Annotated in this window: 25 protein-coding genes; 7 read left to right on the forward strand and 18 right to left on the reverse strand. The window is 71.3% G+C overall.

Going from position 1 to position 24,095, the window contains the following annotated elements:
- Positions 1-66: 66 nt before the first annotated feature.
- The 3 genes from ACFYYW_RS38495 to ACFYYW_RS38505 form a co-directional block, all read right to left on the reverse strand.
- Positions 67-474: an STAS domain-containing protein gene (locus ACFYYW_RS38495; RefSeq protein ID WP_387656764.1), complete on the reverse strand. Its 408-nt coding sequence runs from the start codon at positions 472-474 to the stop codon at positions 67-69.
- Positions 475-688: 214 nt separating this feature from the next.
- Positions 689-1,456 (reverse strand): DUF4352 domain-containing protein, encoded by a 768-nt coding sequence (locus ACFYYW_RS38500; RefSeq protein ID WP_387656767.1) that lies wholly within the window; start codon positions 1,454-1,456, stop codon positions 689-691.
- A 656-nt stretch (positions 1,457-2,112) separates the two neighbouring features.
- Positions 2,113-3,363 carry a class I SAM-dependent RNA methyltransferase gene (locus ACFYYW_RS38505; protein WP_352324055.1) on the reverse strand — a complete coding sequence of 417 codons (1,251 nt, stop codon included), beginning with the start codon at positions 3,361-3,363 and terminating at the stop codon, positions 2,113-2,115.
- A gap of 97 nt (positions 3,364-3,460) precedes the next feature.
- Here ACFYYW_RS38505 and ACFYYW_RS38510 point away from each other — a divergent pair, with 97 nt between their 5' ends.
- On the forward strand, positions 3,461-5,101 hold the full coding sequence (locus ACFYYW_RS38510; RefSeq protein ID WP_387656770.1) for an alpha/beta hydrolase: 1,641 nt from the start codon (positions 3,461-3,463) through the stop codon (positions 5,099-5,101).
- On the opposite strand, the gene ACFYYW_RS38515 is transcribed toward ACFYYW_RS38510, so the two are convergent.
- The gene (locus tag ACFYYW_RS38515) at positions 5,088-7,133 is read right to left on the reverse strand and encodes an APC family permease (RefSeq protein WP_352324053.1); all 2,046 of its coding nucleotides are present in this window, start codon (positions 7,131-7,133) and stop codon (positions 5,088-5,090) included. The two genes, ACFYYW_RS38510 and ACFYYW_RS38515, sit on opposite strands and share 14 nt — an antisense overlap.
- A gap of 101 nt (positions 7,134-7,234) precedes the next feature.
- On the opposite strand from ACFYYW_RS38515, the gene ACFYYW_RS38520 reads away from it, so the two are divergent.
- Genes ACFYYW_RS38520 through ACFYYW_RS38530 form a run of 3 tightly spaced genes read left to right on the forward strand, consistent with a single transcriptional unit; the run spans position 7,235 to position 8,975 of the window.
- Positions 7,235-7,900: a TrkA family potassium uptake protein gene (locus ACFYYW_RS38520; RefSeq protein ID WP_352324052.1), complete on the forward strand. Its 666-nt coding sequence runs from the start codon at positions 7,235-7,237 to the stop codon at positions 7,898-7,900.
- Positions 7,900-8,559 carry a TrkA family potassium uptake protein gene (locus ACFYYW_RS38525; protein ID WP_352324051.1) on the forward strand — a complete coding sequence of 220 codons (660 nt, stop codon included), beginning with the start codon at positions 7,900-7,902 and terminating at the stop codon, positions 8,557-8,559. The genes ACFYYW_RS38520 and ACFYYW_RS38525 overlap by 1 nt, the downstream gene beginning before the upstream one ends.
- Before the next feature lie 8 nt (positions 8,560-8,567).
- Positions 8,568-8,975, forward strand: a complete 408-nt coding sequence (locus tag ACFYYW_RS38530) for a TIGR03668 family PPOX class F420-dependent oxidoreductase (protein ID WP_387656775.1) — start codon at positions 8,568-8,570, stop codon at positions 8,973-8,975.
- Here ACFYYW_RS38530 and ACFYYW_RS38535 read toward each other — a convergent pair.
- The 9 genes from ACFYYW_RS38535 to valS form a co-directional block, all read right to left on the reverse strand.
- Positions 8,941-9,423 (reverse strand): NUDIX domain-containing protein, encoded by a 483-nt coding sequence (locus ACFYYW_RS38535; protein WP_387656777.1) that lies wholly within the window; start codon positions 9,421-9,423, stop codon positions 8,941-8,943. The genes ACFYYW_RS38530 and ACFYYW_RS38535 overlap by 35 nt on opposite strands.
- A 67-nt stretch (positions 9,424-9,490) precedes the next feature.
- Entirely contained in the window at positions 9,491-10,030 is a 540-nt protein-coding gene (locus tag ACFYYW_RS38540; RefSeq protein WP_387656780.1) for a Uma2 family endonuclease, read from the reverse strand.
- A gap of 24 nt (positions 10,031-10,054) precedes the next feature.
- Entirely contained in the window at positions 10,055-10,726 is a 672-nt protein-coding gene (locus ACFYYW_RS38545; RefSeq protein WP_352324046.1) for a DUF3159 domain-containing protein, read from the reverse strand.
- A gap of 4 nt (positions 10,727-10,730) precedes the next feature.
- On the reverse strand, positions 10,731-11,117 hold the full coding sequence (locus tag ACFYYW_RS38550) for an OB-fold nucleic acid binding domain-containing protein (RefSeq protein ID WP_352324045.1): 387 nt from the start codon (positions 11,115-11,117) through the stop codon (positions 10,731-10,733).
- Positions 11,118-11,219: 102 nt separating this feature from the next.
- Positions 11,220-11,858 (reverse strand): DUF3710 domain-containing protein, encoded by a 639-nt coding sequence (locus ACFYYW_RS38555; RefSeq protein ID WP_387656783.1) that lies wholly within the window; start codon positions 11,856-11,858, stop codon positions 11,220-11,222.
- 60 nt (positions 11,859-11,918) lie between these two features.
- A complete protein-coding gene (dut, locus tag ACFYYW_RS38560) occupies positions 11,919-12,359 on the reverse strand; it encodes a dUTP diphosphatase (protein WP_352324043.1) in 441 nt (146 codons plus the stop codon).
- On the reverse strand, positions 12,356-12,910 hold the full coding sequence (locus ACFYYW_RS38565) for a PaaI family thioesterase (RefSeq protein ID WP_352324042.1): 555 nt from the start codon (positions 12,908-12,910) through the stop codon (positions 12,356-12,358). Before ACFYYW_RS38565 ends, dut begins: the two co-directional genes overlap by 4 nt.
- Positions 12,911-12,985: 75 nt before the next feature.
- Entirely contained in the window at positions 12,986-14,149 is a 1,164-nt protein-coding gene (locus ACFYYW_RS38570) for an AI-2E family transporter (RefSeq protein WP_387656786.1), read from the reverse strand.
- Between the two features lie 110 nt (positions 14,150-14,259).
- On the reverse strand, positions 14,260-16,737 hold the full coding sequence (gene valS / locus ACFYYW_RS38575; RefSeq protein WP_387656789.1) for a valine--tRNA ligase: 2,478 nt from the start codon (positions 16,735-16,737) through the stop codon (positions 14,260-14,262).
- Positions 16,738-16,844: 107 nt separating this feature from the next.
- Between valS and ACFYYW_RS38580 the strand changes: the two genes are divergently transcribed.
- Positions 16,845-17,129, forward strand: a complete 285-nt coding sequence (locus ACFYYW_RS38580; protein WP_352324039.1) for a DUF4235 domain-containing protein — start codon at positions 16,845-16,847, stop codon at positions 17,127-17,129.
- Here ACFYYW_RS38580 and ACFYYW_RS38585 read toward each other — a convergent pair.
- Genes ACFYYW_RS38585 through ACFYYW_RS38595 form a run of 3 tightly spaced genes read right to left on the reverse strand, consistent with a single transcriptional unit; the run spans position 17,062 to position 21,000 of the window.
- The gene (locus tag ACFYYW_RS38585) at positions 17,062-18,495 is read right to left on the reverse strand and encodes a trehalose-6-phosphate synthase (protein ID WP_352324038.1); all 1,434 of its coding nucleotides are present in this window, start codon (positions 18,493-18,495) and stop codon (positions 17,062-17,064) included. The two genes, ACFYYW_RS38580 and ACFYYW_RS38585, sit on opposite strands and share 68 nt — an antisense overlap.
- Positions 18,482-20,056, reverse strand: coding sequence for an FAD-dependent monooxygenase (locus ACFYYW_RS38590; protein ID WP_352324037.1), 1,575 nt, complete (start codon positions 20,054-20,056; stop codon positions 18,482-18,484). Before ACFYYW_RS38590 ends, ACFYYW_RS38585 begins: the two co-directional genes overlap by 14 nt.
- Positions 20,053-21,000 carry an MBL fold metallo-hydrolase gene (locus tag ACFYYW_RS38595; RefSeq protein ID WP_387656793.1) on the reverse strand — a complete coding sequence of 316 codons (948 nt, stop codon included), beginning with the start codon at positions 20,998-21,000 and terminating at the stop codon, positions 20,053-20,055. The genes ACFYYW_RS38590 and ACFYYW_RS38595 overlap by 4 nt, the downstream gene beginning before the upstream one ends.
- Positions 21,001-21,174: 174 nt before the next feature.
- Between ACFYYW_RS38595 and paaI the strand changes: the two genes are divergently transcribed.
- Positions 21,175-21,543, forward strand: coding sequence for a hydroxyphenylacetyl-CoA thioesterase PaaI (gene paaI, locus ACFYYW_RS38600; RefSeq protein WP_364414869.1), 369 nt, complete (start codon positions 21,175-21,177; stop codon positions 21,541-21,543).
- Positions 21,540-22,838, forward strand: a complete 1,299-nt coding sequence (paaK, locus tag ACFYYW_RS38605) for a phenylacetate--CoA ligase PaaK (RefSeq protein WP_387656796.1) — start codon at positions 21,540-21,542, stop codon at positions 22,836-22,838. The genes paaI and paaK overlap by 4 nt, the downstream gene beginning before the upstream one ends.
- A 16-nt stretch (positions 22,839-22,854) precedes the next feature.
- Here the strand turns inward: paaK and ACFYYW_RS38610 are convergent, their stop codons facing one another.
- Both ACFYYW_RS38610 and ACFYYW_RS38615 read right to left on the reverse strand, forming a co-directional pair.
- A complete protein-coding gene (locus ACFYYW_RS38610) occupies positions 22,855-23,664 on the reverse strand; it encodes a hypothetical protein (RefSeq protein WP_364389911.1) in 810 nt (269 codons plus the stop codon).
- Positions 23,665-23,757: 93 nt separating this feature from the next.
- The gene (locus ACFYYW_RS38615; protein ID WP_352324238.1) at positions 23,758-24,057 is read right to left on the reverse strand and encodes a DUF4193 domain-containing protein; all 300 of its coding nucleotides are present in this window, start codon (positions 24,055-24,057) and stop codon (positions 23,758-23,760) included.
- Positions 24,058-24,095: the final 38 nt, after the last annotated feature.

Genomic DNA, 24,095 nt, shown 5'->3' on the forward strand with positions numbered 1-24,095 from the left:
CCGACGCTAGGGACGCCTCCCCGCGCGGCGCGTCCGTCCTTGGTCTGGACGGGCGTGACCAAAGACTCAGGCGGGCGGATCGGCCACGGCGGCGGCCACGGCGGCCTCGGCGGTGGGGTAGACCGGCAGGTGCGCGTCGACCCCGGTGATCTCCAGCAGCCGGGCGGGGGCGCCCTGCGGGGCCGCGAGGTAGATCCGGGCGTCGTGCGCGCGGGCCTCCTGGTGGCAGGCGAGCAGGGCGTGCAGCCCCGAGCTGTCCATGAACGTCATCGCGCTCAGGTCGAACACCACGTGATCGGCCGGACGCGCCCTGACCTGCCGGACGTGCTCCCGTAATCGCGCGTGGTTGGTGGCGTCGAGCTCACCGCACACCTCGATCACGGTCACGCCGGGCAGGTGCCGATGGCTCATCGTCAGCGGCGTCATCGGCGGCCTGTCCGATCCTGGGCGGCCCGCGCCTCCGGAGGCGACCATGGATGCACGATAGACAGCTTCACCCGCCCGAGGTTCCGGCAAACCGTCACGATGAGGTCACGCCTTGGCTGAGGCCATCGGGTGGCGCACCGACTCCATGGAGGAGCGCTCACGGACGGACATCAGAGCGACCATCTGTGCCGTCTCCGCGACCGCTAAGCAGAACCTGCTTGCCGTCGAGGTGGAGAAGCTCCAGGAAGACGCCCCCCTGCGGTCAGCTGAGGGTCCACTCGCCCTTCTGATCGGCGAAACCGCTGTTGAGCGCGAACTGGAACTTGACCACCTTCGCCGACTTCGGCACCTCGTACACGATCACACCCTTCCGGCTGTCGCCGTTGTTGATCGTGGCCGTGCCACCGAAGCCCTGCCCTTCCCGCACATCCTGGAACGACGACTGGTACTGCTGGTCATCGGCATCGATCAGGACCGCGCCGTTCGTCGGCGAGTCGCTGTAGACCGTGGGCCCTACGTTCTTGAGAGTGAGCTGGACGGCGACGAGTCGGTAGCCTGCCTTCGGGGCCTGATACTGGCCCGCTGTGGCTGGATCGACCAACTTGGTGAGCGTGACGGCCATCTTCAGCCCCTCGAACCCCTCCAGGGTGATCGCTCCGCCGACGCTCGCGGTGGACGGCTCAGCCTTCCTCGGCGGGGCGGTGCTCGGTGCCGTCGCCGGCATGCTGGCGTTGGGCGAGTCGGCCTCGGTGACGATCCTGTCCCTGCTGGTGCTGTCGCCCAGCACGGCGACGATCGCGGCGCATCCGCCGAGGAGCAGCAGCGGCACCCCGATGGCCAGCGCGAGGATGAGGCCGAGGTTGCTGCGCTTGGGCGGAGGCGGCGGGGTCGGCTGTTGGTAGCCGTACCCGTACGGCTGCTGCTGGGGTCCAGGGCCGTACGACTGCTGAGGGTATTGCGGGCCCGAGCCGTAGGGCTGCTGGGGGTTCTGGCCATACGGGTCGTGCGGCGGCTGGGTCGGGTAGCCCATTGATCGACTCCAGGGGGAAGCGAGTGGGAACCTCTGTGTGACGTTCCAAGCATCCGCCTGGTTCACAGAACGTGCACGACCGATTGCGGACACCTTCAGAAGGGCGGCGGCGATACGTGGAATCGGGCCCAGCCGCCATTCGTGATCCAGGTGAGGCATGCTGCTGCCAATCTTGGAAGGCAGGTCGGACATGCGGCGGCGTCGTGCTGTGATCCTACTGACCCTGGCATTGGCGGCTTTACCGGCTGTTGCGGCTGGAGCGCCTGGCCACCGCGTTTGCAAGCCTGTGGACGGGGCCGGCGGTCCGATCGAGCCCCCTCCTCACCCGTCTTTCCGCGCATTTCCTGACGCGACCTGGAGCTTTGGAGCGCAGCCGAGCACCTTGGCGGAGATGGGGCGCGGCCTGCCCAGGGCGAGGAACGTCGAGTTCGTCCTCATAGTGGAGTGCCACTCTTCGCTGCGCTGAGCGCCGGCGCAAGGGGTCGGCGAACGTGCTTGACGGCGAACTGGCGGCGCATCAGCATGTGCGGGTGGTCCGGGACGCGCTGCCCCTGACGGCGTAGCCACTTTCTGCCCTCATACCGCGGGTAAGAGGCTCTGGCCGACCAGCCTGCCGACGACGGTGAGCACCGACGAGCGCCGATCAGGGCGACAATTCAGCGCTTCACCAGCAGCGCCACGCACTCGACGTGGTGGGTCATCGGGAAGGCGTCGAAGGCGCGCAGGTCGGTCAGCTCGTAGCCCAGCTCGCCCAGCCACTTGAGGTCTCTGGCCAGCGTCGCCGGGTCGCAGGAGACGTAGACGATGCGCAGCGCCTCCAGCCCCGCGACGCGCTCCACCACCTCGCGCCCGAGGCCCGACCGCGGCGGGTCGACCACGACGAGGTCGGCGCGCTCGATCTGGAACCGGTCGAGCGCCTCCTCGACCCGGCCGCGCTCGACCCTGGCCTGCGGCAGGTCGCGCAGGTTGGCGCGGGCGTCGCGGACGGCCGCCGCGTCGGACTCCAGCCCGAACACCGCGCCCTCGGGCCCGACCGCCTCGGCCAGCCCGGCCGCGAACAGGCCGACCCCGCAGTAGAGGTCGAGCGCCCACTCCCCCGGCTCGGGCGCGGCGTAGGCCAGCACCGCGTCGAGCAGCGTCTCGGCCGCCCCCGGGTGGATCTGCCAGAAGCCGCTGCCCGCGACCCGGAACTCGCGGTCGCCCACGTGCTCGTGCAGCACGCCGGAGCCGCGGCGCGGCACCGTGCGGCCCTTGCCCTGGTCGAGCAGGATCGAGGCGGGCGCGTCGAGCTCGGGCACGCTCACGCTGCGCCGCGGTCGCGGCGAGACCACCACGGCACGGTCGCCGCCGGCGGAGGCGATGACCTCGATGCCGGCCGCGCCGGGCCACGCGTGGTCTTCGGCGGCGACCGCCTCGACCTCGGGGTGGGCGATCAGGCAGGCGTCGACGACCTCGATCTCGTGCGAGCGGTGCCGGCGGAAGCCCAGCTCGCCGGCGGGCGTGGCGGCGAACTGCACGCGGGTGCGCCAGCCGAGCCCGTCCTTGGCGCCGGGCACCTCCTCCACGACGACCTCGCGCTCGATGCCCGCCAGCCGGTGCAGCTGCTCGGTCACGACCTGGGCCTTGAGCCGGCGCTGCGCCTCCAGCGTGGCGTGCTGCCAGTCGCAGCCGCCGCAGCGGCCGGGGCCGGCGTACGGGCAGGGCGGGACGACGCGGTCGGGCGAGGGCTCCAGGATCTCCACGGCGTCGGCGCGCAGGAACCGGCTGGTCTCCTCGGTCACGTCGGCGATCACCCGCTCGCCGGGCAGCGCGTGCCGGACGAAGACCACCCGCCCTTCATGGCGTGCCACACACCAGCCGCCATGCGCGACCGGACCGACCGTCAGCTCCAGAGATGCCTGTTCCACACCCCCACCCTATGGTGAGCCGCCACGGGCGACGTCCGCGCGCCCTGCCTCGTGCCCCGCATGCCCACTTTCCGGACTTGAGTCATTACTGTGGGTGATGATGGACAGAAGTCGGGTGGTGCGCCGGCGGCTCGGATTCGGGGGCACGCTGCTGGCCGTGCTGTTCGCCTGCGCCTCGCTGACGCCCTCGCTGCTGCCGCGCACGTGGCTGTTCCAGGGCGTGATGGGCGCGGTCACCGGCATCCTCGGCTACGGCGTGGGGGCCACGGCGGGCGCGCTGGGGCGGGCGGCGATCCCGTACCGGCTGCCGGAGCGGGGGCGGCGGGCCGCCTGGCAGATCATGATCGGCGGCTGCTCGGGGCTGACCGTCGTGGCGCTCTGGTACAGCATCGACTGGCAGCGCGACGTGCGGGCGCTCATGGGCATGGACGTCCGGATCAACTGGTTCCCGCCGGTGATCCTCGCGGTGGCGGTCACGCTCTTCGCGCTGTGCCTGCTGCTGGCCCGGCTCGTCCGGCTGGCCGGGCGCAGGCTGATCGACTGGCTCGACCGGTACGTCCCCGCCTACGTGGGCCACATCGCCGGCGTGCTGATCGTCGCCTCCGTGGTCGCGGTGTTCGCCGACGACGTGCTGTTCTCGGGGTTCCTCAACACGATGAGCGACATCTCCTCGGTCACCAACGAGGGCACCCATCCGGGCGTGCGCAGGCCGGGCTCGGCCAAGGTGTCCGGCGGGCCGGGGTCGCTGGTGGCCTGGGACTCCCTGGGCCGCGAGGGCCGCCGCTTCACCGGCACCGCCTCCACGGTCTCCGAGCTGACCGCCTTCTCCGGCCGCCCGGCGACCGAGCCCATCCGCGTGTACGTCGGCCTCGGCGCCACCTCCTCGCCCCGGCAGCAGGCCGCGGTGGCCGTACGGGAGCTGGAACGGACGGGCGGCTTCGGCCGTCCGGTGCTCGCGGTGCTCGGCACCACCGGCACCGGCTGGGTCGACCAGCACATCGCCGACTCGCTGGAGTTCATGTACAACGGCGACACCGCCATGGTCGCGGTGCAGTACTCCTACCTGCCGAGCTGGGTGTCGTTCCTGGCCGACCGGCACAAGGCGGCGGCCGCCGGGCGGGCCCTGTTCGAGGCGGTGCGCGCCAGGTGGGACCGGCTCCCGCCCGGCCACCGGCCCCGGCTGCTGGTCGCCGGCGAGAGCCTGGGCTCCTACGAGCTGGAGAACTCCTTCCGCGACCTGACCGACCTGGTCGCCCGGACCGACGGCGCGCTGTTCGTCGGCCCGCCCAACGCCAACCACATCTGGAACCACCTCACCACCCAGCGGGACCCCGGCACCCCCGTCTGGCGGCCGGTCTACCAAGGCGGCAGGACGGCCCGCTTCGCCCAGCACCCGGCCGACCTGTGGCGTCCGCGGAGCCCGTGGCAGCCGCCGCGCGTGGTCTACCTGCAGAACGCCACCGACCCGGTCGTGTGGTGGTCGCCCACGCTGATCTACCACCGGCCGGCCTGGCTGGAGGGCCCGCGGGGGCCCGGGGTGAACCCGCAGATGAACTGGTTCCCGCTGGTGACGTTCTGGCAGGTGCTGGTGGACATGACGGCGGCGATGTCCGTGCCGCCCGGCCACGGCCACCGCTACGGCGCCAACATCGTGGACGGGTGGGCCGCCGTCGCCGCGCCGCGGGGCTGGACGGCGTCCGACACCTGGCGGCTGCGGGCGCTGGTCAGCGCGCCTTGATCTGCCCCTCGTCCTTGACGGTCTGGTGCCAGGGACGGCGCACCGCGCCCGGCGCGTACGGCTCGGGCCGGCCCTTGAGCCGGTCGGAGGAGTGGAGCTGCCAGGGCACGCTGGTCACCATGACGCCCGGCTTGAACAGCAGCCTGGCCTTCAGCCGCAGCGCGCTCTGGTTGTGCAGCAGGTGCTCCCACCAGTGGCCGACGACGTACTCGGGGATGAAGACGGTGACCACGTCCCGCGGCGAGCGGCGGCGCAGGCTCTTGACGTAGTCGAGGATGGGCTGGGTGATCTCGCGGTAGGGCGAGTCGAGCATCTTGAGCGGCACCGGGATGCCGCGCCGCTCCCACTCCTCCTGCAGCTGGCGCGCCTCCTCGCCCTCGACGCCGACCGTGATCGCCTCCAGCGAGGACGGGCGGGTGGCGCGGGCGTAGGCGAGCGCCCGCATGGTCGGCTTGTGGATCTTGGAGACCAGCACGATCGCGTGGTTGCGGGCCGGCAGCATGGCGGGCTCGTACTCGTCGGTGATCTCCAGCTCGGCCGCGACCTTGTCGTAGTGGCGGCGGATGCCCTTCATCATGAGGAACAGCACCGGCATCGCGATGACCACGATCCACGCCCCGACCAGGAACTTGGTCAGCAGCACGACGATCAGCACCAGGCCGGTCATGATGGCGCCGAAGAAGTTGATCACGCGCGAGCGGTGCATCTGGTGGCGGACCTGGCGGTCGGTCTCCGTCCTCAGGTGACGGGTCCAGTGGATGACCATGCCGGTCTGGCTGAGCGTGAAGGAGACGAACACGCCGACGATGTAGAGGTTGAGCAGGCGGCTGACGTCGGCCTGGAAGCCCCACAGCAGCAGGCAGGCGCCGAGGGCCAGGATGATGATGCCGTTGGAGAAGGCCAGCCGGTCGCCCCGGGTGTGGAGCTGGCGCGGCAGGTAACGGTCCTGGGCGAGGATCGAGCCGAGCACGGGGAAGCCGTTGAAGGCGGTGTTCGCGGCCAGGAACAGGATGAGCGCGGTCACCGCGGAGATCACCACGAACGGCAGCGAGCCGCCGCCGAACACCGCGTCGGCCACCTGCGAGATGATCGGCTGCTGGTAGTAGCCCTCGCCGACCGGGGTGCCGTCGGGCCTGAGCAGGTCGTGGGCGACGACGCTCGGCTCGGCCACCCGCACGCCGGAGGCCAGCCCCAGCGCGATGATGCCGCCGAACATGGTGATGGCGATCAGGCCCATCATGAGCAGGGTCGTGGCGGCGTTCTTGCTCTTGGGCTTGCGGAAGGCGGGCACGCCGTTGCTGATGGCCTCGACGCCGGTCAGCGCGGCGCAGCCGGAGGAGAAGGCGCGCAGGATCAGGAAGGCCGCGGCGAAGGAGGCCAGGTTCGTCTGCTCGGGCCGGATGGTGAACCCGGCGCTGGGCGCGTGCAGCTCGTCGCCGAACACCAGCAGCCGGATGCCGCCCCAGGCGACCAGGCCGATCACCGCGAACATGAAGGCGTACGTGGGGACGGCGAAGGCCGCGCCGGACTCGCGGATGCCGCGCAGGTTGACCACCGTGAGCAGGATCACGATGATGATGGCGATCGCGGGCCGGTGCTCGGCCACGAACGGGATGGTCGCGCCGACGTAGTCGACGCCGTTGGCCACCGACACGGCAACGGTCAGCACGTAGTCGACCATGAGGGCGCTGGCGACGGTGAGCCCCGCGTTCTTGCCCAGGTTGGTGGTGGCCACCTCGTAGTCGCCGCCGCCGCTCGGATAGGCGTGCACGTTCTGCCGGTACGACGCCACGACTGTGAGCATCACCACCACGACGGCGACGGCGATCCAGGGGCTGTAGGAATAGAACGAGACGCCGGCCAGCGACAGGATGACCAAAATCTCCTGCGGGGCGTAGGCCACCGAGGACAGCGCGTCACTGGCGAAGACCGGCAGGGCGATGCGTTTGGGCAGGAGTTGCTCGTGGAGCTGCCCGCTTCGCAGGGCACGTCCCACGAGCACGCGTTTGACAAGATCCGTTACCTTCGCCACGTAACGAGATGCTAGCCGCATGCCGATGCCCTAAACGCGGCGCTCCCCCATCGGGCCATACTGGTGTCGAGCAACCGGCCGACCGCGAAGTGCGGGGGAGTATGCATATTGTGATCATGGGATGCGGCAGGGTCGGTTCGACCCTCGCCCACATCCTCGAGGACAGCGGCCATTCCGTCGCCATCATCGACCGTGACCCGCAGGCGTTCCGCCGCCTGCGCGCGGGGTTCCGGGGGCGGCGGGTGACCGGCGTCGGCTTCGATCGCGACGTGCTCACCGAGGCCGGCATCGAGTCGGCGGCCGCCTACGTCGCCGTCTCCAGCGGCGACAACTCCAACATCATCTCCGCGCGCGTGGCCCGCGAGACGTTCGGCGTCGACAACGTCGTGGCCCGCATCTACGACCCCCGGCGGGCCGAGGTGTACCAGCGGCTGGGCATCCCCACGGTGGCCACCGTCCGCTGGACGGCCGACCAGATCCTGCGCCGCATCCTCCCCGAGGGCGCCGAGCCGCTGTGGCGCGACCCCACGGGCACGGTCGTGCTGGCCGAGGTGGCCGCCAACCAGGCCTGGATCGCCACCCGCGTCGTCGACCTGGAGAGCCGGGCCGGCGCCCGGGTGGCCTTCATCAACCGGATGGGCGAGGCCCTGACCATCACGGACGAGACCGTGGTGCAGGAGGGCGACCTGCTCCACGTCATCGCGGCCGAGAACGACATGGACCGGATCAACAAGGTGCTCGCCGCGGCGCCGGAACAGGACGACTGATGCGCATCGCCATCGCCGGCGCGGGCGCCGTGGGCCGTTCCATCGCCTCCGAGCTGCTGGAGAACGGCCACGAGGTGCTGCTCATCGACGTCGACCCGCGGGCGATCAAGATCGACAGCGTGCCGCGCGCCGAGTGGCTGCTCGCCGACGCGTGCGAGATCGCCTCGCTCGACGAGGCCGGGCTCGGCAACTGCCACGTCGTGGTGGCCTCCTCCGGCGACGACAAGGTCAACCTCGTGGTGTCGCTGCTGGCCAAGACCGAGTACGGCGTGCCGCGCGTGGTGGCCCGCATCAACCACCCCAACAACGAGTGGCTGTTCAACGAGTCGTGGGGCGTCGACGTCGCCGTCTCGACGCCGCGGCTGCTGAGCGCGCTGGTGGAGGAGGCGGTCAGCGTCGGCGACCTGGTGCGGCTGATGACGTTCCGCCAGGGCCAGGCCAACCTCGTCGAGCTGACGCTGGCCGAGGACGCCCCGGTGGTGGGCCAGCGCGCCGGGTCGGTGCCGTGGCCGGTCGACTCCGCGCTGGTGGCGATCCTGCGCGAGGGCCGGGTGCTGGTGCCCACCGCCGACGACCCCCTGGAGGCGGGCGACGAGCTGCTGTTCGTGGCCAGCCAGGAGGTCGAGGAGGAGCTGGCCCACCTGCTCTCGCAGCGCTGAGCCCGGTCATGGACGCCGGCCGCGCCCGGTCGTTGTTCGAGGGCGCCCGCGTCGCCCGACTGGCGACGGCCGACGCGGCCGGGGTGCCGCGCGTGGTGCCCGTCACCTTCGCCGTCCTGGGCGACGACGTGGTCACCGCCGTCGACCACAAGCCGAAGAGCACGTACGACCTGGCGCGGCTGCGCGACATCCGGGCGAACCCGCGGGTCAGCCTGCTCGCCGACCACTACGAGGACGACTGGGCCAGGCTGTGGTGGGCGCGCGCCGACGGCACGGCGACCGTGCGCGAGGGCGGCCACGACGCCGCCCTGCGGGCGCTGGCCGACAAGTACGACCAGTACCGCCGGCGGCCGCCCGAAGGGCCGGTGATCGTCGTCGCGGTCAGTCGGTGGTCGGGGTGGGCGTACTCGGGATGAGCAGGTCGCGGTGGGCGCCCTGCAGGCCCTCGGGCAGGTCGTCGGCGGTGACCCAGCGGGCTTCGAGGATCTCCAGCGGGTCGATCCTGAGCGTGCCGCCGACGAGCAGGGCCTCGTAGGCCACCTCGGCCCGCAGCCCGAACCCGCTGCGCACGCGCAGCAGCCGGCCGGTGCGCACGCGCAGGCCGGTCTCCTCGAACACCTCGCGCTCGACGGTGCCCTCGAAGGTCTCGTCCCGCCTGGCGAACCCGGTGGGGAAGCCCCACTGCCGCCCTTCCTGCCACAGACGGTGACGCAGCACGAGCACCCGGCCGTCGGGGTCGCGTACGAGGCCGGTGACGCCGACCATGAAGGTGGCATGGGTCAGCCACAACACCCGCCAGCGAACCCGCCCGCCCAGCGCCTTCCACACCCGCGCGACCACCCAGCCCACCGCATTCCCCTTCATCCCCCCCAGACTCCCACGCCCACGAACCTCTCACTCCCCGCGTCCGGGCATCATGGCGGGCCGAGGGTCAGAGGCGGTGGATCCGGCTGAGGTCGACGTCGAGGTCGAAGGGGACGGTCAGCTTGAGCCTGTCCTGGTGGATGCCGGTGAGCGCGTAGGCGCGGGTGGCGGGGTCACGCTCGTGGACGCGGACGACGGGCTCGCCACAGTCGTCCTCGACCCGCCAGAAGTGCGGAATCCCGGCCGCGGCATAAAGAGCCCGCTTACGCTCCCCGGACTCCACCGGGACGACCTCGGCGACCAGCAGCAGATCCTGGGCGCGGTAGAAGGTCTCGCCGCCGTCGTCGCGCACCGCGGCCGCCCTGACCACGCTGACGTCCGGCTGCGGGCGCTGGCGGGCGTCCAGGACGACGCTCATCCCCCGCCGCACCCGGAACTCCGAGGGGACGGCCCGCCGGAGGCCCTCGACGAGCAGATCGACCACGGTCGAGCGGAAGGACGACTGGGGGCCCGCGAGGACCAGCCTTCCGTCGATCAGCTCCGTACGCGCGGGCAGGTCAGGCAGACGATCGAGGTCTTCCGCGACGAGACCCCCAGGCGGCGGCACGACCCGCCCGTCCTCCGGCACGGGTCAGGCCGGGGCGACCGGGGGCTTGATGGGGGTGCGGCCGCGGCCGAGCAGCCACAACATCGCGGCCAGGGCCGCCACCTGCAGGGGCCAGCCCATCACGATCTTGGCGAAGCCGAGCGCGGCCACCGCCTCGTCGCCGCCGCCGAACAGGTAGACCGGGCCCTGCACGGCCACCCGCACCACGCACGGCACCATGAGCAGCCAGGTCAGCCGCGTGCAGAGCCGGACGACGCCCGCGTCTTTGTGCCAGCCCACCGGGTCGTTGGTGACCGAGCCGATGAGGAACCCGACCACCGGCCAGCGGGTGACGATGGACAGCAACATGCCCACCGAGTACGCGCCGTTCCACAGGATGCCGGGCAGGAAGTAGTCTTTCGCGTTGCCGGTGCGGCTGGCGAAGAAGGCGCCGATCGCGATGCCGATCAGGCTGTTGATCACGAACTGCGGCGTGGACCGCTGGACCACCCTGACCAGCAGGAGCACCACCGAGAGCGAGATGCTGACGATGAGCGACGTCTTCAGGTCTTCGGTGACGATCCACGAGACCGTGAAGGCGATCGTCGGCACCGCGGCCTCGATGATGCCGCGGACGCCGCCGAAGGCCTTGGCGAGCTGGGCTCGCACCGCCGCCTCGACGGTCTCGTGCGCGGCCTCTTCCGCCTCAGCACTCACCTGATCAACTCCCTGGGCGCAGTTCGTATCGCGGATTGAACATCACCTTGCGCCCGTCCTGCATGCTGACCAGGCCCTCGGCCTTGACCGTGCGGCCCGGCTCGATGCCGACGATCTTGCGGCGGCCGAGCCACACCAGGTCGATCACGTCGGACCCGTCGTACAGCTCGGCCTCCAGGGCGGGGGCGCCGCCCCTCGGGCGCAATGTCACCGTACGTAGCGTACCCGCTACACAGAACCTGCGGCGCCCGCCACACGACACGATGGGCGTCGCGCCGACCTCGTCGGCGTCTTCCCGCAGTTCCTGGGCCTCGATCTCCGACTGGGTCGTGGCCAGCCGGCTGAAGAAGCCGCGCAATCCCCCGCGTTTCGGAGGCTCTGCCGTACTCATGATGGTTCAGCCTATGTGATGGTAAGCCGTCAGCGAATAGCCGATGGGGGGTCTTGGGAATGTCGCCGGGCTGGGCCGGGCGGGGGCCCGGAGATGTAACGCTCAGCGGGTCTCGCTGATTTCCGGGCCGCGCTTGAAGGGGCTGAACGCCGGGCGTTCGTCCTGCTCGACGGCCTGCCGCTCGTGCGGACGGCTCAGCGTGATGGGCTCCTCGCGGGCCATCGGCTCGCCGCCGCGCACGACCACGACGTCCTTGACGAAGTCGAGGAACGCCCCGGAGACGCGCTCGTCGAGGGCGCCGGGGCCGGTGATGGCGGCCAGGAGGAACCAGCGCGGGCCGTCGATGCCGATGTAGCGGGCCGCCCGGCTGCCGCCTTCCATGGCGACCTCGCCGGCCAGCTCGACGCCGAACGGGCCCTCCCGCTCCTCCAGGGTCTTGGCCTGGGCGACGATCTTGGTCCTGACGTCGTCCCACAGGCCGCCCGAGCGCGGCGCGGCCAGGGCCTGCAGCTGCAGCGAGCTGTCCTCGTACAGGACGACGACACCGACGTGCTGGTCGCCGAGCGAGGCCAGGCGCACGTCGAAGTCGGGGTTGTGCGGCAGCCGCAGGCCGCCGAGGTCGATCCTGTCCGTGTCGGGGTGGGGCTCGTCGGCGTCCCACGGGCCGGACTCGCGGGTGGGGGCCTGGGACTCCTGCTCGGCCACCGTTTCCGGCTGCTCACGACGACGACGTCGGAACACGCTTCCTCACTCTCCCTGTTCGCGGGGCCGGAGCCCCAGGCTTGCTTCGGGCCGGCCGCTTCAGCGGCCCGTCGATCCGAATCCGTTGGCGCCGCGCACCGAGCCGGGCAGGCGTTCGACCTCGTAGAAGGCCGCGCGTTCGACCCGCTGGACCACGAGCTGGGCCACCCGGTCGCCGCGCTGGAGGCGGAACGGCTCCTTGGCGTCGGTGTTGATCAGCGTCACCTTGATCTCACCCCGGTAGCCCGCGTCGACGGTGCCGGGGGCGTTGACGAGCGTGACGCCGTGGCGGGCCGCCAGGCCGGAGCGCGGGTGCACGAACGCGGCGTAGCCGTCGGGCAGCGCGATCGCCACGCCGGTGCCGACCACGGCCCGCTCGCCGGGCAGCAGCTCGACGTCCTCGGCCGCGTAGAGGTCGGCGCCGGCGTCGCCCGGGTGGGCGTAGGACGGCACCGGCAGCCCGGTGTCGAGCCGCTGGATGAGGACCTCCACGTCGCTCACGGGTTCACCTCGAAGTCCTGGTGTTCGGCGGCGATGGCCGCAAGGTCGCCGTGCTCAGCGAAGTGTTCCATGCTCACCTCGATGAACAGCGCCGCCGCGCGGACGGCGACCGGTCCGTCGGGGGCGCCGACGCGCCCCTCAGCCTCAAGGTACGCCTTCCTGCCCGTGATCCCGTTGCACCAGGCGCGCAGGTGGAGTGTCGTGCCCACGGGAACGGGGAGAAGGTAGTCGGTCTCCAGCCGGGCCGTCACGTAGGGCTTGTGGAACAGGTAGACCGACATCCCGATGACCTCGTCCATCGCGGCGGCCAGCACGCCGCCGTGGGCGAGCATCGGCGCGCCCTGGTGGGCCTCCCCCACGGTGAACTCGGCCTCGACCGTGACGCCGTCGGGCGTGGCGGCCTTCAGATGCAGGCCGGTCGGGTGGTCGCCGCCGCAGCCGAAGCAGCGGCTGTAGTGGGAGCCGAGGGAGCTGCCCGGCGCCGGGGCGCCGGGATGGGCCGCGGGCGCCGAGGCGTCCGGCGGCGGGGTGGTGAGGGAGGAACGCGTCACGGGTGACGAGGTTACTCGCTGCGGCCCCTGGACTCGCCCTCGACACCGGATCGGAACCACCGGGGCCGCCCCACGTCACCCCGTCGCGGCGACCGCGCCCCCGGACGGCGGCTCACCGGCGGGAGGGGCGCCTCCCGCCGGCGGTTCCCCCGCCGGTGGCCCGTGGTGGGGCGGTGGCGGGAGGGCGGGCGGTTTGTGGCGCAGTTCCGGCAGTGCCCGGTAGATCACCGCCGCGACCGGCACGGCCACGGCCGCTCCCGCGATGCCCGCCAGGATGCCGCCGACCGACAGCACCAGGATGATCGCCAGCGGGTGGAAGTTGAGCGCCCTGCCCACGATCAGCGGCTGGAGCACGTGGTTCTCCAGCTGCTGCTCGACGATGAGGATGCCGAGGAAGATCAGCGCGTAGACCAGGCCCTTGGCGCCGAGGGTGACGAGGGTGGCGACGGTGCCGGCGAAGAAGATGCCGACGATGGGGATGAAGCTGGCGAAGAAGATCAGCACCGCCAGCGGCGCCCACAGCGGCACCCCCATGCCGGCCAGCACGATGCCCATGATGAGCCCGTGCACGGCGGCCACGGCCACGGTGCCCTGGACGTAGTGGGAGAGCGTGGTCCAGGCCGCCCGGCCCGCCCGGTCGACCCGCGGCGACATCGAGCCGAAGGCGCGCAGGAACCACGACCAGATGCGGTCGCCGTCCTTGAGCAGGAAGAACGTCACGAACAGCAGCAGCACGATGGACGCGAGCACCTCGATCGCGACGGCGCTGGCCGACAACACCGTGCCGGTGATGGCGGTGCGCTGGGTGTTGACCATCGTGGCGAGCTCGTCGACGTAGCCGGTGATCTGGGCCTGCTTCAGGTGCAGCGGGCCGGTGATCAGCCACTCCTGGACCGAGCGCGCGGTGGCCTGCACCTGCGTGACCAGGTTGGGGAACTCCTCGCTGGCCCGCGCCCCGACCAGCCAGCCGGTGCCGGCCAGGACGGCCAGCGCGACCAGCATGGTCAGCCAGGTGGCGTAGATGGGCCGCAGGCCCGCCCGCCGCAGGCTCTTGGTCAGCGGGAAGAGCAGCGCGGTCAGCAGCAGCGCGATGGCCACGGGCAGCGCCACGAAGGTGAGCCGGGCGATCGCCAGGACGAAGAAGTAGACGACCACGCCGACGAGGATCAGGCACCCGCACCATGCGGCCATCTTGGCCAGCACGGGCGGTACGAGTGTGGTGGGGCGGTCGATCTGCACGTGTTCAAGACTGGCACGTCCGGGCCCGGGATGCGCACCGATAAAACGCCGGGATGCCGGACGGGCGGTGAGGGAGGCGTCCCCCACCGCCCGTGCCGGACGGCCGTGCCTCAGCCCAGGTGCACCTCGACGGTCAGCACGTCGCCGCCGTCGAGGACGAACTCCTCGACGACTCCCGCCGCGCACAGGTCGTCCTGGGCCTGGCGGACGAGGTCGGCCTCGGGCCCCGTGACGGTCAGCCTGGACACCTCGGCCCGCATCGACACCTTGGCCTCCGACTTGGCCTTGCGCACCCGCCGCAGCACCTCCGAGGCCACGGTCAGCACCGCCGGGTCGCCCGTGCCGCGCTCGGGAGCCGGCCAGGCGGCGCGGTGCACCGAGCCCTCACGCCACCAGGACCACACCTCCTCGGTCACGAACGGCAGCACCGGCGCGAACAGCCGCAGCAGCACGTCGAGGGCCTGCCGCAGCGCCGCGTGCGCCGAGGCGGCGCCCGGCCCCGACTCGTACGCCCGCGCCTTGACCAGCTCCAGGTAGTCGTCGCAGAAGGACCAGAAGAACCGCTCGACGGCCTCCAGCGCGCGGGTGTGGTCGTAGGACTCGAACGCCTGCGTGGCCTCGCGGGCCATGTCGGACAGGGCGGCGAGCATCGACAGGTCGACCGGCTCGGTGACCTCGCCGTCGCTGCCGGCCAGCCCGAGCACGAACTTCGAGGCGTTGAGGATCTTGATCGCCAGCCGCCGCCCGATCTTGAGCTGGCCCACGTCGAACGTGGTGTCCACGCCGTAGCGGCCGTTGGCGGCCCAGTAGCGGACGGCGTCGGAGCCGTGCTGCTCCAGCAGGTCCAGCGGGGTGACCACGTTGCCCTTGGACTTGGACATCTTCTTGCGGTCAGGGTCGAGGATCCAGCCGGAGATCGCCACGTCGGTCCACGGCAGCGCGTCGGACTCCAGGTGGGAGCGGACCACCGTGGAGAACAGCCAGGTGCGGATGATCTCGTGCGCCTGCGGCCGCAGGTCGTAGGGGGACACGCGCCGGTAGAGGTCGTCGTCGCTCGCCCAGCGGCCGGCGATCTGCGGCGTCAGGGACGAGGTCGCCCAGGTGTCCATGACGTCGGGGTCGGCCATGAACCCGCCGGGCGCCCCCCGCTGCTCCTCGCCGTATCCGGGCGGCACGTCGGAGGACGGGTCGATCGGCAGCGACTCCTCGGCCGGCAGGATCGGCGCGTCGTGGACCGGGTTGCCGGCCTCGTCCAGCGGATACCACACCGGGAACGGCACGCCGAAGAAGCGCTGGCGGGAGATCAGCCAGTCGCTGGTCAGGCCCTCGACCCAGTTGTCGTAGCGCACCCGCATGTGCGGCGGGTGCCAGGCCAGCTCGCTGCCGCGCTCCAGCAGCCGGTCGCGCAGCGCCTGCTCGCGCCCGCCGTTGCGGATGTACCACTGGCGGGTGGTGACGATCTCCAGCGGCTTGTCGCCGCGCTCGTAGAACTTCACCGGCCGCTGCACCGGACGCGGGTCGCCGTCGAGGTCGCCGGACTCGCGCAGCAGCTCGACGATGCGCTCGCGCGCGCTGTGGACGGTCTTGCCGGCCAGCTCCTTGTACGGCTCCGGCTCCACGCCGTCGGGCGGCTCGGGCAGCAGCCGGCCGTCCCAGCCGATGACCGGCCGGGTGGGCAGGTGCAGCTCACGCCACCAGGTGACGTCGGTGACGTCGCCGAACGTGCAGATCATCGCGATGCCGGACCCCTTGTCGGGCTCGGCCAGGTGGTGGGCCAGGATCGGCACCTCGACGCCGAACAGCGGCGTGAGCGCGGACGTGCCGAACAGCGGCTTGTAGCGCTCGTCGTCGGGGTGGGCGACCAGCGCGACGCAGGCCGGGATCAGCTCGGGCCTGGTCGTCTCGATCCAGATCGGGCCGCGCTCGCCGTAGAAGGAGATGCGGTGGAAGGCGCCGGGCCACTCGCGGTCCTCCAGCTCGGCCTGGGCCACCGCGGTGCGGTAGGTGACGTCCCACAGCGTGGGCGCCTCGGCGAGGTAGGCCTCGCCGCGGCGCAGGTTGCGCAGGAACGCCCGCTGGGAGACGGCCTGCGACTCGTCGCTGATCGTGGTGTAGAGCAGGTCCCAGTCGACCGACAGGCCGACCCGGCGCCAGACCTCCTCGAACGCTTTCTCGTCGATGGCGGTGAGCTGGTGACACAGCTCGACGAAGTTGCGCCGCGAAATGGAGATCTCACGTTTGCCCGGCTTGTCCGGTGGAACGAAGTCAGGATCGTACGGCAGCGACGGATCGCAGCGCACCCCGTAGACGTTCTGCACCCGCCGTTCGGTAGGCAGGCCGTTGTCGTCCCAGCCGATGGGGTAGAACACCGACTTGCCGATCATCCGCTGGTAGCGGGCCATGATGTCGCTGTGGGTGTAGGAGAAGACATGACCGACGTGGAGGGAGCCGGACACGGTCGGTGGCGGCGTGTCGATGGAGTAGACCTGCTCGCGCGGCTTGGACCGGTCGAAGCGGTAGGTGCCCTCCTCCTGCCAGCGAGCTACCCATACCTGCTCCAAGCCGTCGAGGGTCGGCTTTTCCGGCATGGATGCATGGCGTAGTCGCTGTTGAGTCATGCCTCCTTATGGTACGGCTTCGGGGGCCCCGCAAGCGTTAGAGACTAGTGTTCGTTACATAGGGGAAGGGAGTTGGCATGGCGGAGGACAAACCCGACATCGCCTGGCGTGTCATCGGTGGTCTGGTGGGCATGGCGACCGCCTGGGGGATGCGGAAGCTCCTCGGGTTCGTCTGGGTCAAGGCGACCGGCAAGGAGCCGCCCCTCGACGACGACTCGCCCGAGGTCAGCATGGGTGAGGCGATCGGTTACGCGATCCTCACCGGCGTCGGGATGTCCGTGGCGCAGATCGTGGTCAACCGGACCGCCAAGAAGCGCTACGACGCGTGGAAGTCTGTGAAGCAGGTGACTCAAGGGCACTGAGGAACTCGCTCGCCCAGCGGTCCACGTCGTAGGTGGCCACCCGGCGGCGCATCGTGCGCATCCGCCGGGCCAGCTCGTGCGGCGTGGCCCGCATGGCGGCGATCATCTGCCGCTTGACGTCCTCGATGTCGTAGGGGTTCACCAGGTACGCCTGCCGCAGCTCGTCGGCCGCGCCGGTGAACTCGCTGAGCACCAGCGCGCCCTGCAGGTCGTGGTGGCAGGAGACGTACTCCTTGGCCACCAGGTTCATCCCGTCGCGCAGGGGCGTGACGACCATGACGTCGGCCGCCAGGTAGAGCGCGGCCAGCTCGTCGTGGCCGTAGGACTGGTGGAAGTACTGGATCGGCTGCACGCCGATCTGGGCGTGCTCGCCGTTGATCCGGCCCACCTGCAGCTCGATGTCGTCGCGCAGCTTGCGGTACTCGTCCACGCGCTCGCGGCTCGGGGTGGCGATCTGCACGAAGACCGCCTCGTTCGGGCGCAGGCTGCCGTCCTTGAGCAGTTCGCCGAACGCCTCCAGACGCTGGCCGATGCCCTTGGTGTAGTCGAGCCGGTCCACGCCGAGCAGCACGTGCTCGGGGTCGCCCAGCTCGCCCCTGATCTCCTTGGCCCGCGCCACGACGTGCGGCTCGCGCACCAGCGAGTCGAGCTGTCCGAAGTCCACCGAGATCGGGAAGGCCTGCGTGGTCACCACCCGGTCGTCGAGGAAGATCTCGTTCCCCTTGTACGGCAGCCCGAGCAGCCGCCGGCACAGCCTGCGGAAGTTCGAGGCGCCCCCGGGCAGCTGGAAGCCCACCAGGTCGGCGCCGAGCAGCCCCTCGACCAGCTCCTTGCGCCACGGCAGCCGCCAGAACAGCTCGACGGGCGGGAAGGGGATGTGCAGGAAGAAGCCGATCCGCAGGTCGGGCCGGAGCCGCCGGAGCATCGCGGGCACGAGCTGGAGCTGGTAGTCCTGCACCCAGACGACGGCACCCTCCTCTGCGGCCTCGGCGGCGGCCGCGGCGAAGCGCTCGTTGACCGAGCGGTAGGTCTCCCACATCTCCCGCTCGAACACCGGCGGCGCCACCACGTCGTGGTAGAGCGGCCAGAGCGTGGCGTTGGAGAAACCCTCGTAGTAGAGCTCGACCTCGCGGGCCGACAGCGGGATGGGGATGAGGCTCATGCCGTCCTGCTCGAACGGTTCGAGCTTCTCGTCCGGCGCGCCGTGCCAACCGGCCCAGGCGCCGTGGCGGCGCTTCATCACGGGCGCGATGGCCGTCACGAGCCCCCCCGGGCTCCTGCGCCACGAGGCCGTTCCGTCTGGCTCGATCGTGCGATCGACCGGCAAGCGGTTCGCGACGATCAGAAACGAGCTACGGCCGGTCACGCAGTCCTCCTAGGGGCTCAGGTCGAGGAGAGCCGCAGGCGCGGCTCACGGCGGCCGCGACCTCGTCCGGCCCCCCGCGGGGAATGATCGCGGCGATGTGGGCATCTGGCCTGATCACCCATGCTTCATCCGGCCGCGCACCGAGTCTTTCGGCGAGCGAGCCGGTCGCATCCATCTCCGTGAGCTCGCGGACGGCGAGCGGTGCCGTAATGACCTTGCCCAGGACCTGCACAAACAAACTCGAATCGCACATATCACCCAACAGAATGAGGAAACCGTCCCGGCAGAACTCGCGCAGTCTGCCCTTCGCCAGCGGCACGTCCGGCAGGATCACCCCGGGGGCCGGATCGCACAGTGCGCCCTTCGGCGGACGCCCCCCGAACGGGCGGCCCGGCTCGGGGGTGGTGAGCGGCGAGTCCACGTACCAGTAGGGCTCGGCGAAGCGCCCGGAGTCCACCTCGGCGACCAGGCCGCCCTCCAGCACCTCCCGCCGCCTGGCCCGGTCCCGGTCCGTCCTGGGCGCGAGGAAGCGCATGGTGGCGGCGGTCACCTCCAGGTTCTCCCGCGCCGCCGCGTGCCGCTCGGCGTGGTAGGACTCCAGCAGCTCGGGCCCGGCCCAGCCGTTGAGCGCGAAGGCCAGCTTCCAGGCCGCGTTCTCGGCGTCGGGCACGCCGGAGTTGAGGCCCCGGGCCCCGAAGGGCGCCACCAGATGGGCGCAGTCGCCGGCCAGCAGCACCCGTCCGACCCGCATCCGCGAGGCGATGCGCGAGTGGAACCGGTACGTGCTGTGCCAGATCAGCTCATATGGCCGGTCCCCAATGATTTGCTGGATTTTCTGCGAAATATCGGCCTTCGTTGGGATGAAGTCTGGCGCGATCTGCCAGTCGATCCGGTACGTCCCGTTGGGGCAGGGATGGATGAGGACCTGCCGGCCCGGGTTCCACACGGGGTCGAAGTAGAAGCGCCGCTCGTTCTCCCAGCCGGGCAGCTCCGCCCGGATGTCGCAGATCAGGAACTGGTCGTCGAACGCCTCGCCGTCGAAGGAGACGCCGAGCGACCGGCGTACCTGCTGGGCCCGCGCACCCGCGCAGACCAGCACGTAGGGCGCGCGCAGCAGCCGCTGCCCGCACTGGACCTCCACCCCCGCCGGGTCCTGGACCAGCCCGGTGACCTCGTGGCCCCAGCGCACCTCGATGAGCGGCTGGTCGGCGATGACCTCGTCGAGCAGCTGCTCGGTGCGGGCCTGGGAGATGTTCACGCACGGCGGCAGCGGGCCCTGGCCGTCGAAGGACCAGGAGAACAGCTCGCGGTCGCGGTAGTACGTGCGGGCGGTGGTCCAGGCCAGCCCCTCCTCCGCCACCCGGCCCGCGCCCGCCGCGGCCCAGATGTCCAGCACGTCGCGCTGCTGGCAGATCGACTTCGAGCCGCCGCCGTCGCGGGCCTGCCGCCGGTCCAGCACCAGCACCCGGATGCCCCAGCGGGCCAGCAGCAACGCGGCGGTCTGGCCGACCGGTCCCGCGCCGACGACGATGACCTGCGGCCCGGACTCCGCGGGTCTCATGACTGGAGCTCGTCCCACACTTCGCGGTCGCGCTCGGCGGTCCAGACGCGCGGCCGTTCGACGCCGTGGAGCTCGTCCCAGAGGCGGGAGACGTTGAAGGGCAGGCAGTGCTCGAAGATGGGCCAGCCGCCGTAGCGCGGCCGCAGGGCCCGATGGGTGCGCTCGAACGCCTCCTTCAGCCCGCTCGCGGCGCCGACCTCGCGCAGCATCACGGTCAGGAAGTCGCGGCTCTGGGCGATGGCCGCCTCGACCTCGGCCTTGCCGTGGGCCACCGCTCCCCTGCCGCCGACCAGCGTCTCGGCCCCGAACGAGGCGACGCGGTCGAGCGTGCCGGAGGCCCATTCGCGGTGGAAGGCGTCGCCGGTGTAGAGCGCGGCCTGCGACTCCACCAGGTCGCCGGCGAACAGGATGCGCCGCTCGGGCAGCCAGGCCACCAGGTCGCCCTCGGTGTGGCCGCGTCCGCAGTGGGCCAGCACCAGGTCGCCCCTGCCGCCGCCGAGGTCGATGGTGAAGGTGTCGCTGAAGGTGGCGGTGGGCCAGGTCAGGCCGGGGATCGAGCCGGGGTCCTTGAACAGGCGGGGCATCCGGGCGTACTCGCTGGCCCAGTCCTGCTCGCCGCGCTCGGCGATCAGCTCGCGGGTCTTGTCGTGGGCCACGACGACGTCCGCGCCGAACGCCGAGGCGCCCAGCACGCGGACCGCGTGGTAGTGCGAGAGCACGAGGTATCTGACCGGTTTGCGGGTGTGCTCGCGCAGCCTGGCCAGCCATTCGCCGGCGGCCGTGGGCGTGGCCAGGGCCTCGAAGCAGACCAGGAAGTCCTCGCCCTCGATGGCGCCCACGTTGGGGTCGCCCTCGGCGGTGAGCGCGTAGACGCCTTCCGCCAGCACCTCAAGGGACTGTCGCTTCTCACCGAGATCCGCCGACGAGGCGAACGGCTTGATCATCGTCTCTCCTCACGCGCTGAGGCCGACCCGCTGATGAACCAGGACATACCCCACAGACGGCCCTTGCAGCTCCGCCGCGCCGGCCCTCCCTTGACAGTGCTCGGCAGGACGGGGAAGTGTTTACCGAACAATCGGTCAGTAAGCAAGGGAGACCAGTTGGAGAGCGCGCGTCGCATGCTGGACGCCGACACCGCCTCCGCCGCCCTGGGCATCGAGCTGGTGGAGCTGGCCGAGGGGCGCGCGGTGTGCCGGATGACCGTGACCGGCCAGATGATCAACGGACACGCCATCTGCCACGGCGGCTACGTCTTCCTCCTGGCCGACACCGCCTTCGCCTGCGCGTGCAACACGCGGGGCCCGGTGACCGTGGCGGCCGGGGCCGAGATCACCTTCGTCGCCCCCGCCCACGAGGGCGACGTGCTGGTGGCCGAGGCGGCCGAGCGCACCACGTACGGCCGCAGCGGCATCTACGACATCACCGTGCGCGGGACCGGCGGCCGGGTGGTCGCGGAGTTCCGCGGGCGCAGCAGGGAGCTGAGATGAGGCCCTTCCCGCCGCCGTCCCCCGAGGAGCTCGACCCGGTCGAGCGCGTCTCCAGGGACGAGCTCATGGCCCTGCAACTGCAGCGCCTGCGCTGGACGTTGTCCCACGCCTACGACAACGTGCCGCTCTACCGGCGCAAGTTCGACGAGCACGGCGTGCGTCCCAGCGACTGCCGCAGCCTGGACGACCTCGCGCTCTTCCCGTTCACCACCAAGGAGGACCTGCGCGAGTCGTACCCGTTCGGCATGTTCGCCGTGCCGCGCGAGCGGGTGGCGCGCGTCCACGCCTCCTCGGGCACCACGGGCAAGCCCACGGTCGTCGGGTACACCAAGGCCGACCTCGACGTCTGGGCGCAGGTGATGGCCCGGTCGATCCGGGCGTCGGGCGGGCGGCCGGGCGACGTGGTGCACGTGGCGTACGGCTACGGGCTGTTCACCGGCGGTCTCGGCGCCCACTACGGGGCCGAGCGGCTGGGCTGCACGGTGGTGCCGGTCTCCGGCGGCATGACGGCCCGGCAGGTCCAGCTCATCACCGACCTGCGGCCCAGGGTCATCATGGTTACGCCGTCGTACCTGCTGGCGCTGCTCGACGAGTTCGCCGCCCAGGGCCTCGACCCGCGCGAGAGCTCGCTGGAGATCGGCATCTTCGGCGCCGAGCCCTGGACCGAGCGCATGCGTGCCGAGATCGAGGAGCGCTTCGACCTGCACGCCGTCGACATCTACGGGCTGTCGGAGGTCATGGGCCCCGGCGTGGCCAACGAGTGCGTCGAGACCAAGGACGGCCTGCACGTCTGGGAGGACCACTTCTATCCCGAGACCGTCGACCCGTTCACCGGCGAGCCCGCCCCGGACGGCGGCGAGCTGGTGTTCACCAGCCTCACCAAGGAGGCCATGCCGGTCATCCGCTACCGCACCCGCGACCTGACCCGGCTGCTGCCCGGCACGGCCAGGCCCGCCTTCCGCCGCATGGAGAAGGTCACCGGCCGCACCGACGACATGATCATCCTGCGCGGCGTGAACGTGTTCCCGACCCAGATCGAGGAGCTCGTGCTGCGTGTGCCCGGCCTGTCGCCGCACTTCCAGCTGCACCTGACCCGGCCGGACCGGCTCGACGTGCTCACCGTCAGGGTCGAGGCGCGGCCGGGCGCGACCGGCCGCGAGGAGGCCGGGCGGGCGCTGCGGCACGCGGTCAAGGCGGGCGTCGGCGTGAGCGTCGAGGTCGAGGTGGTGGACCCCGAGACGCTGGAGCGCTCGGTGGGCAAGCTCAAGCGCGTGGTGGACAGCCGGGACGTCTGACCGCACGGCCGCCCGGCTACGGCGTCAGCTCGTCACGGGGGTCGGGCGGCGGCAACGACGGGCCCTTGAGGCGCAGGTCGGCGCGGATGGCCTTGCCGAGCTTGCCGGTCGCGCCGCGGTTGAGCGCGCCGCCCGCGACGGCTCCGGTGAGGAACGGGCCGAACGTCGTCAGATGGCGCCCGAGCGTGCGCATGAGACGGTTGCGAAGAGCGGCCTTGGACGCCGCGCCGAGCGCGAGCGAGACGGACGCGGGGGCGAGGGGGTCGATCCCGCGCTGCCTGGCCCAGGCGGAGGCGAAGGCGAAGGCACGCTGCGTGCCGTTGCCCTGGACGCGCACGCCGTAGACCTCGTGCAGCTCGGCCAGGAGCTTGACCTCGATCGCGGCGACGACGATGGTCTCCGCGACGAGCTGCGCGGGCGCGGAGAGCAGGAGGGGTGGTGCGGCGAACTGGGCCGCCGCCAGCGCTCCGCCGATGGCGCCGACCGTCATCGTGGCCTTCTGGGCGGTGCGCACCAGGTCGTCGGCGAGCTCCTCGCCGGTGAGGCCGTGATGATGCTCCGACAGCGTCGACAGGTCGCGGATGGGGATGCGGGGCGCGATGTTGAGGAAGACGTCGGCCAGCCAGCGGCCGCGGCCGGCGCCGCTCTCGCGGGCCTTCTTCGCCCCTGCGGCCAGGGACCTGGCTAGTCGGCCGAGCAGCCTGCGCCGCTCGGCCGGCTCCAGCTCACCGGGCTCGGTGAGCCGCACAACGAGCTCGCCGACCTCCTTGTCGGGGTCGGCGATCCCGTCGTCCGCCTGTTGCTTGTCCTTCTCGGGTTCGGCCACGCGATGCCTCCGTCCTCTTGGTCGCGACCGCTCAGGGTCAGCGGGCTCGGTCGTGCCTTGGGTCCCGCACCCTGAGCTCCTTCGCTCCAGCGGTCAGGCGGCGCACTCCCGGCAGATCTGCTGGCCGTTCTTCTCGGAGGCCAGCTGGCTGCGGTGGTGCACCAGGAAGCAGCGCGAGCAGGTGAACTCGTCGGCCTGACGGGGAATGACCCGCAGGGAGAGCTCTTCGTTCGACAGATCCGCGCCGGGCAGCTCCAGCGACTCGGCGAGGTCGGTCTCGTCGATGTCGATGCTGCCGGACGACTTGTCGGTACGCCGTGCCTGGAGTTCTTGGAGGCTGTCCTCCCCCAGGTCGTCGTCTGTCTTTCGCGGGCTGTCGTAGTCGGTAGCCATTGTGCTTACTCCATCCCCCTCATCTATATGTCTTCGCG

Origin of the sequence: Nonomuraea sp. NPDC001831 (genome assembly GCF_042892035.1) — a bacterium.
In the GTDB taxonomy this organism is placed as follows: domain Bacteria; phylum Actinomycetota; class Actinomycetes; order Streptosporangiales; family Streptosporangiaceae; genus Nonomuraea.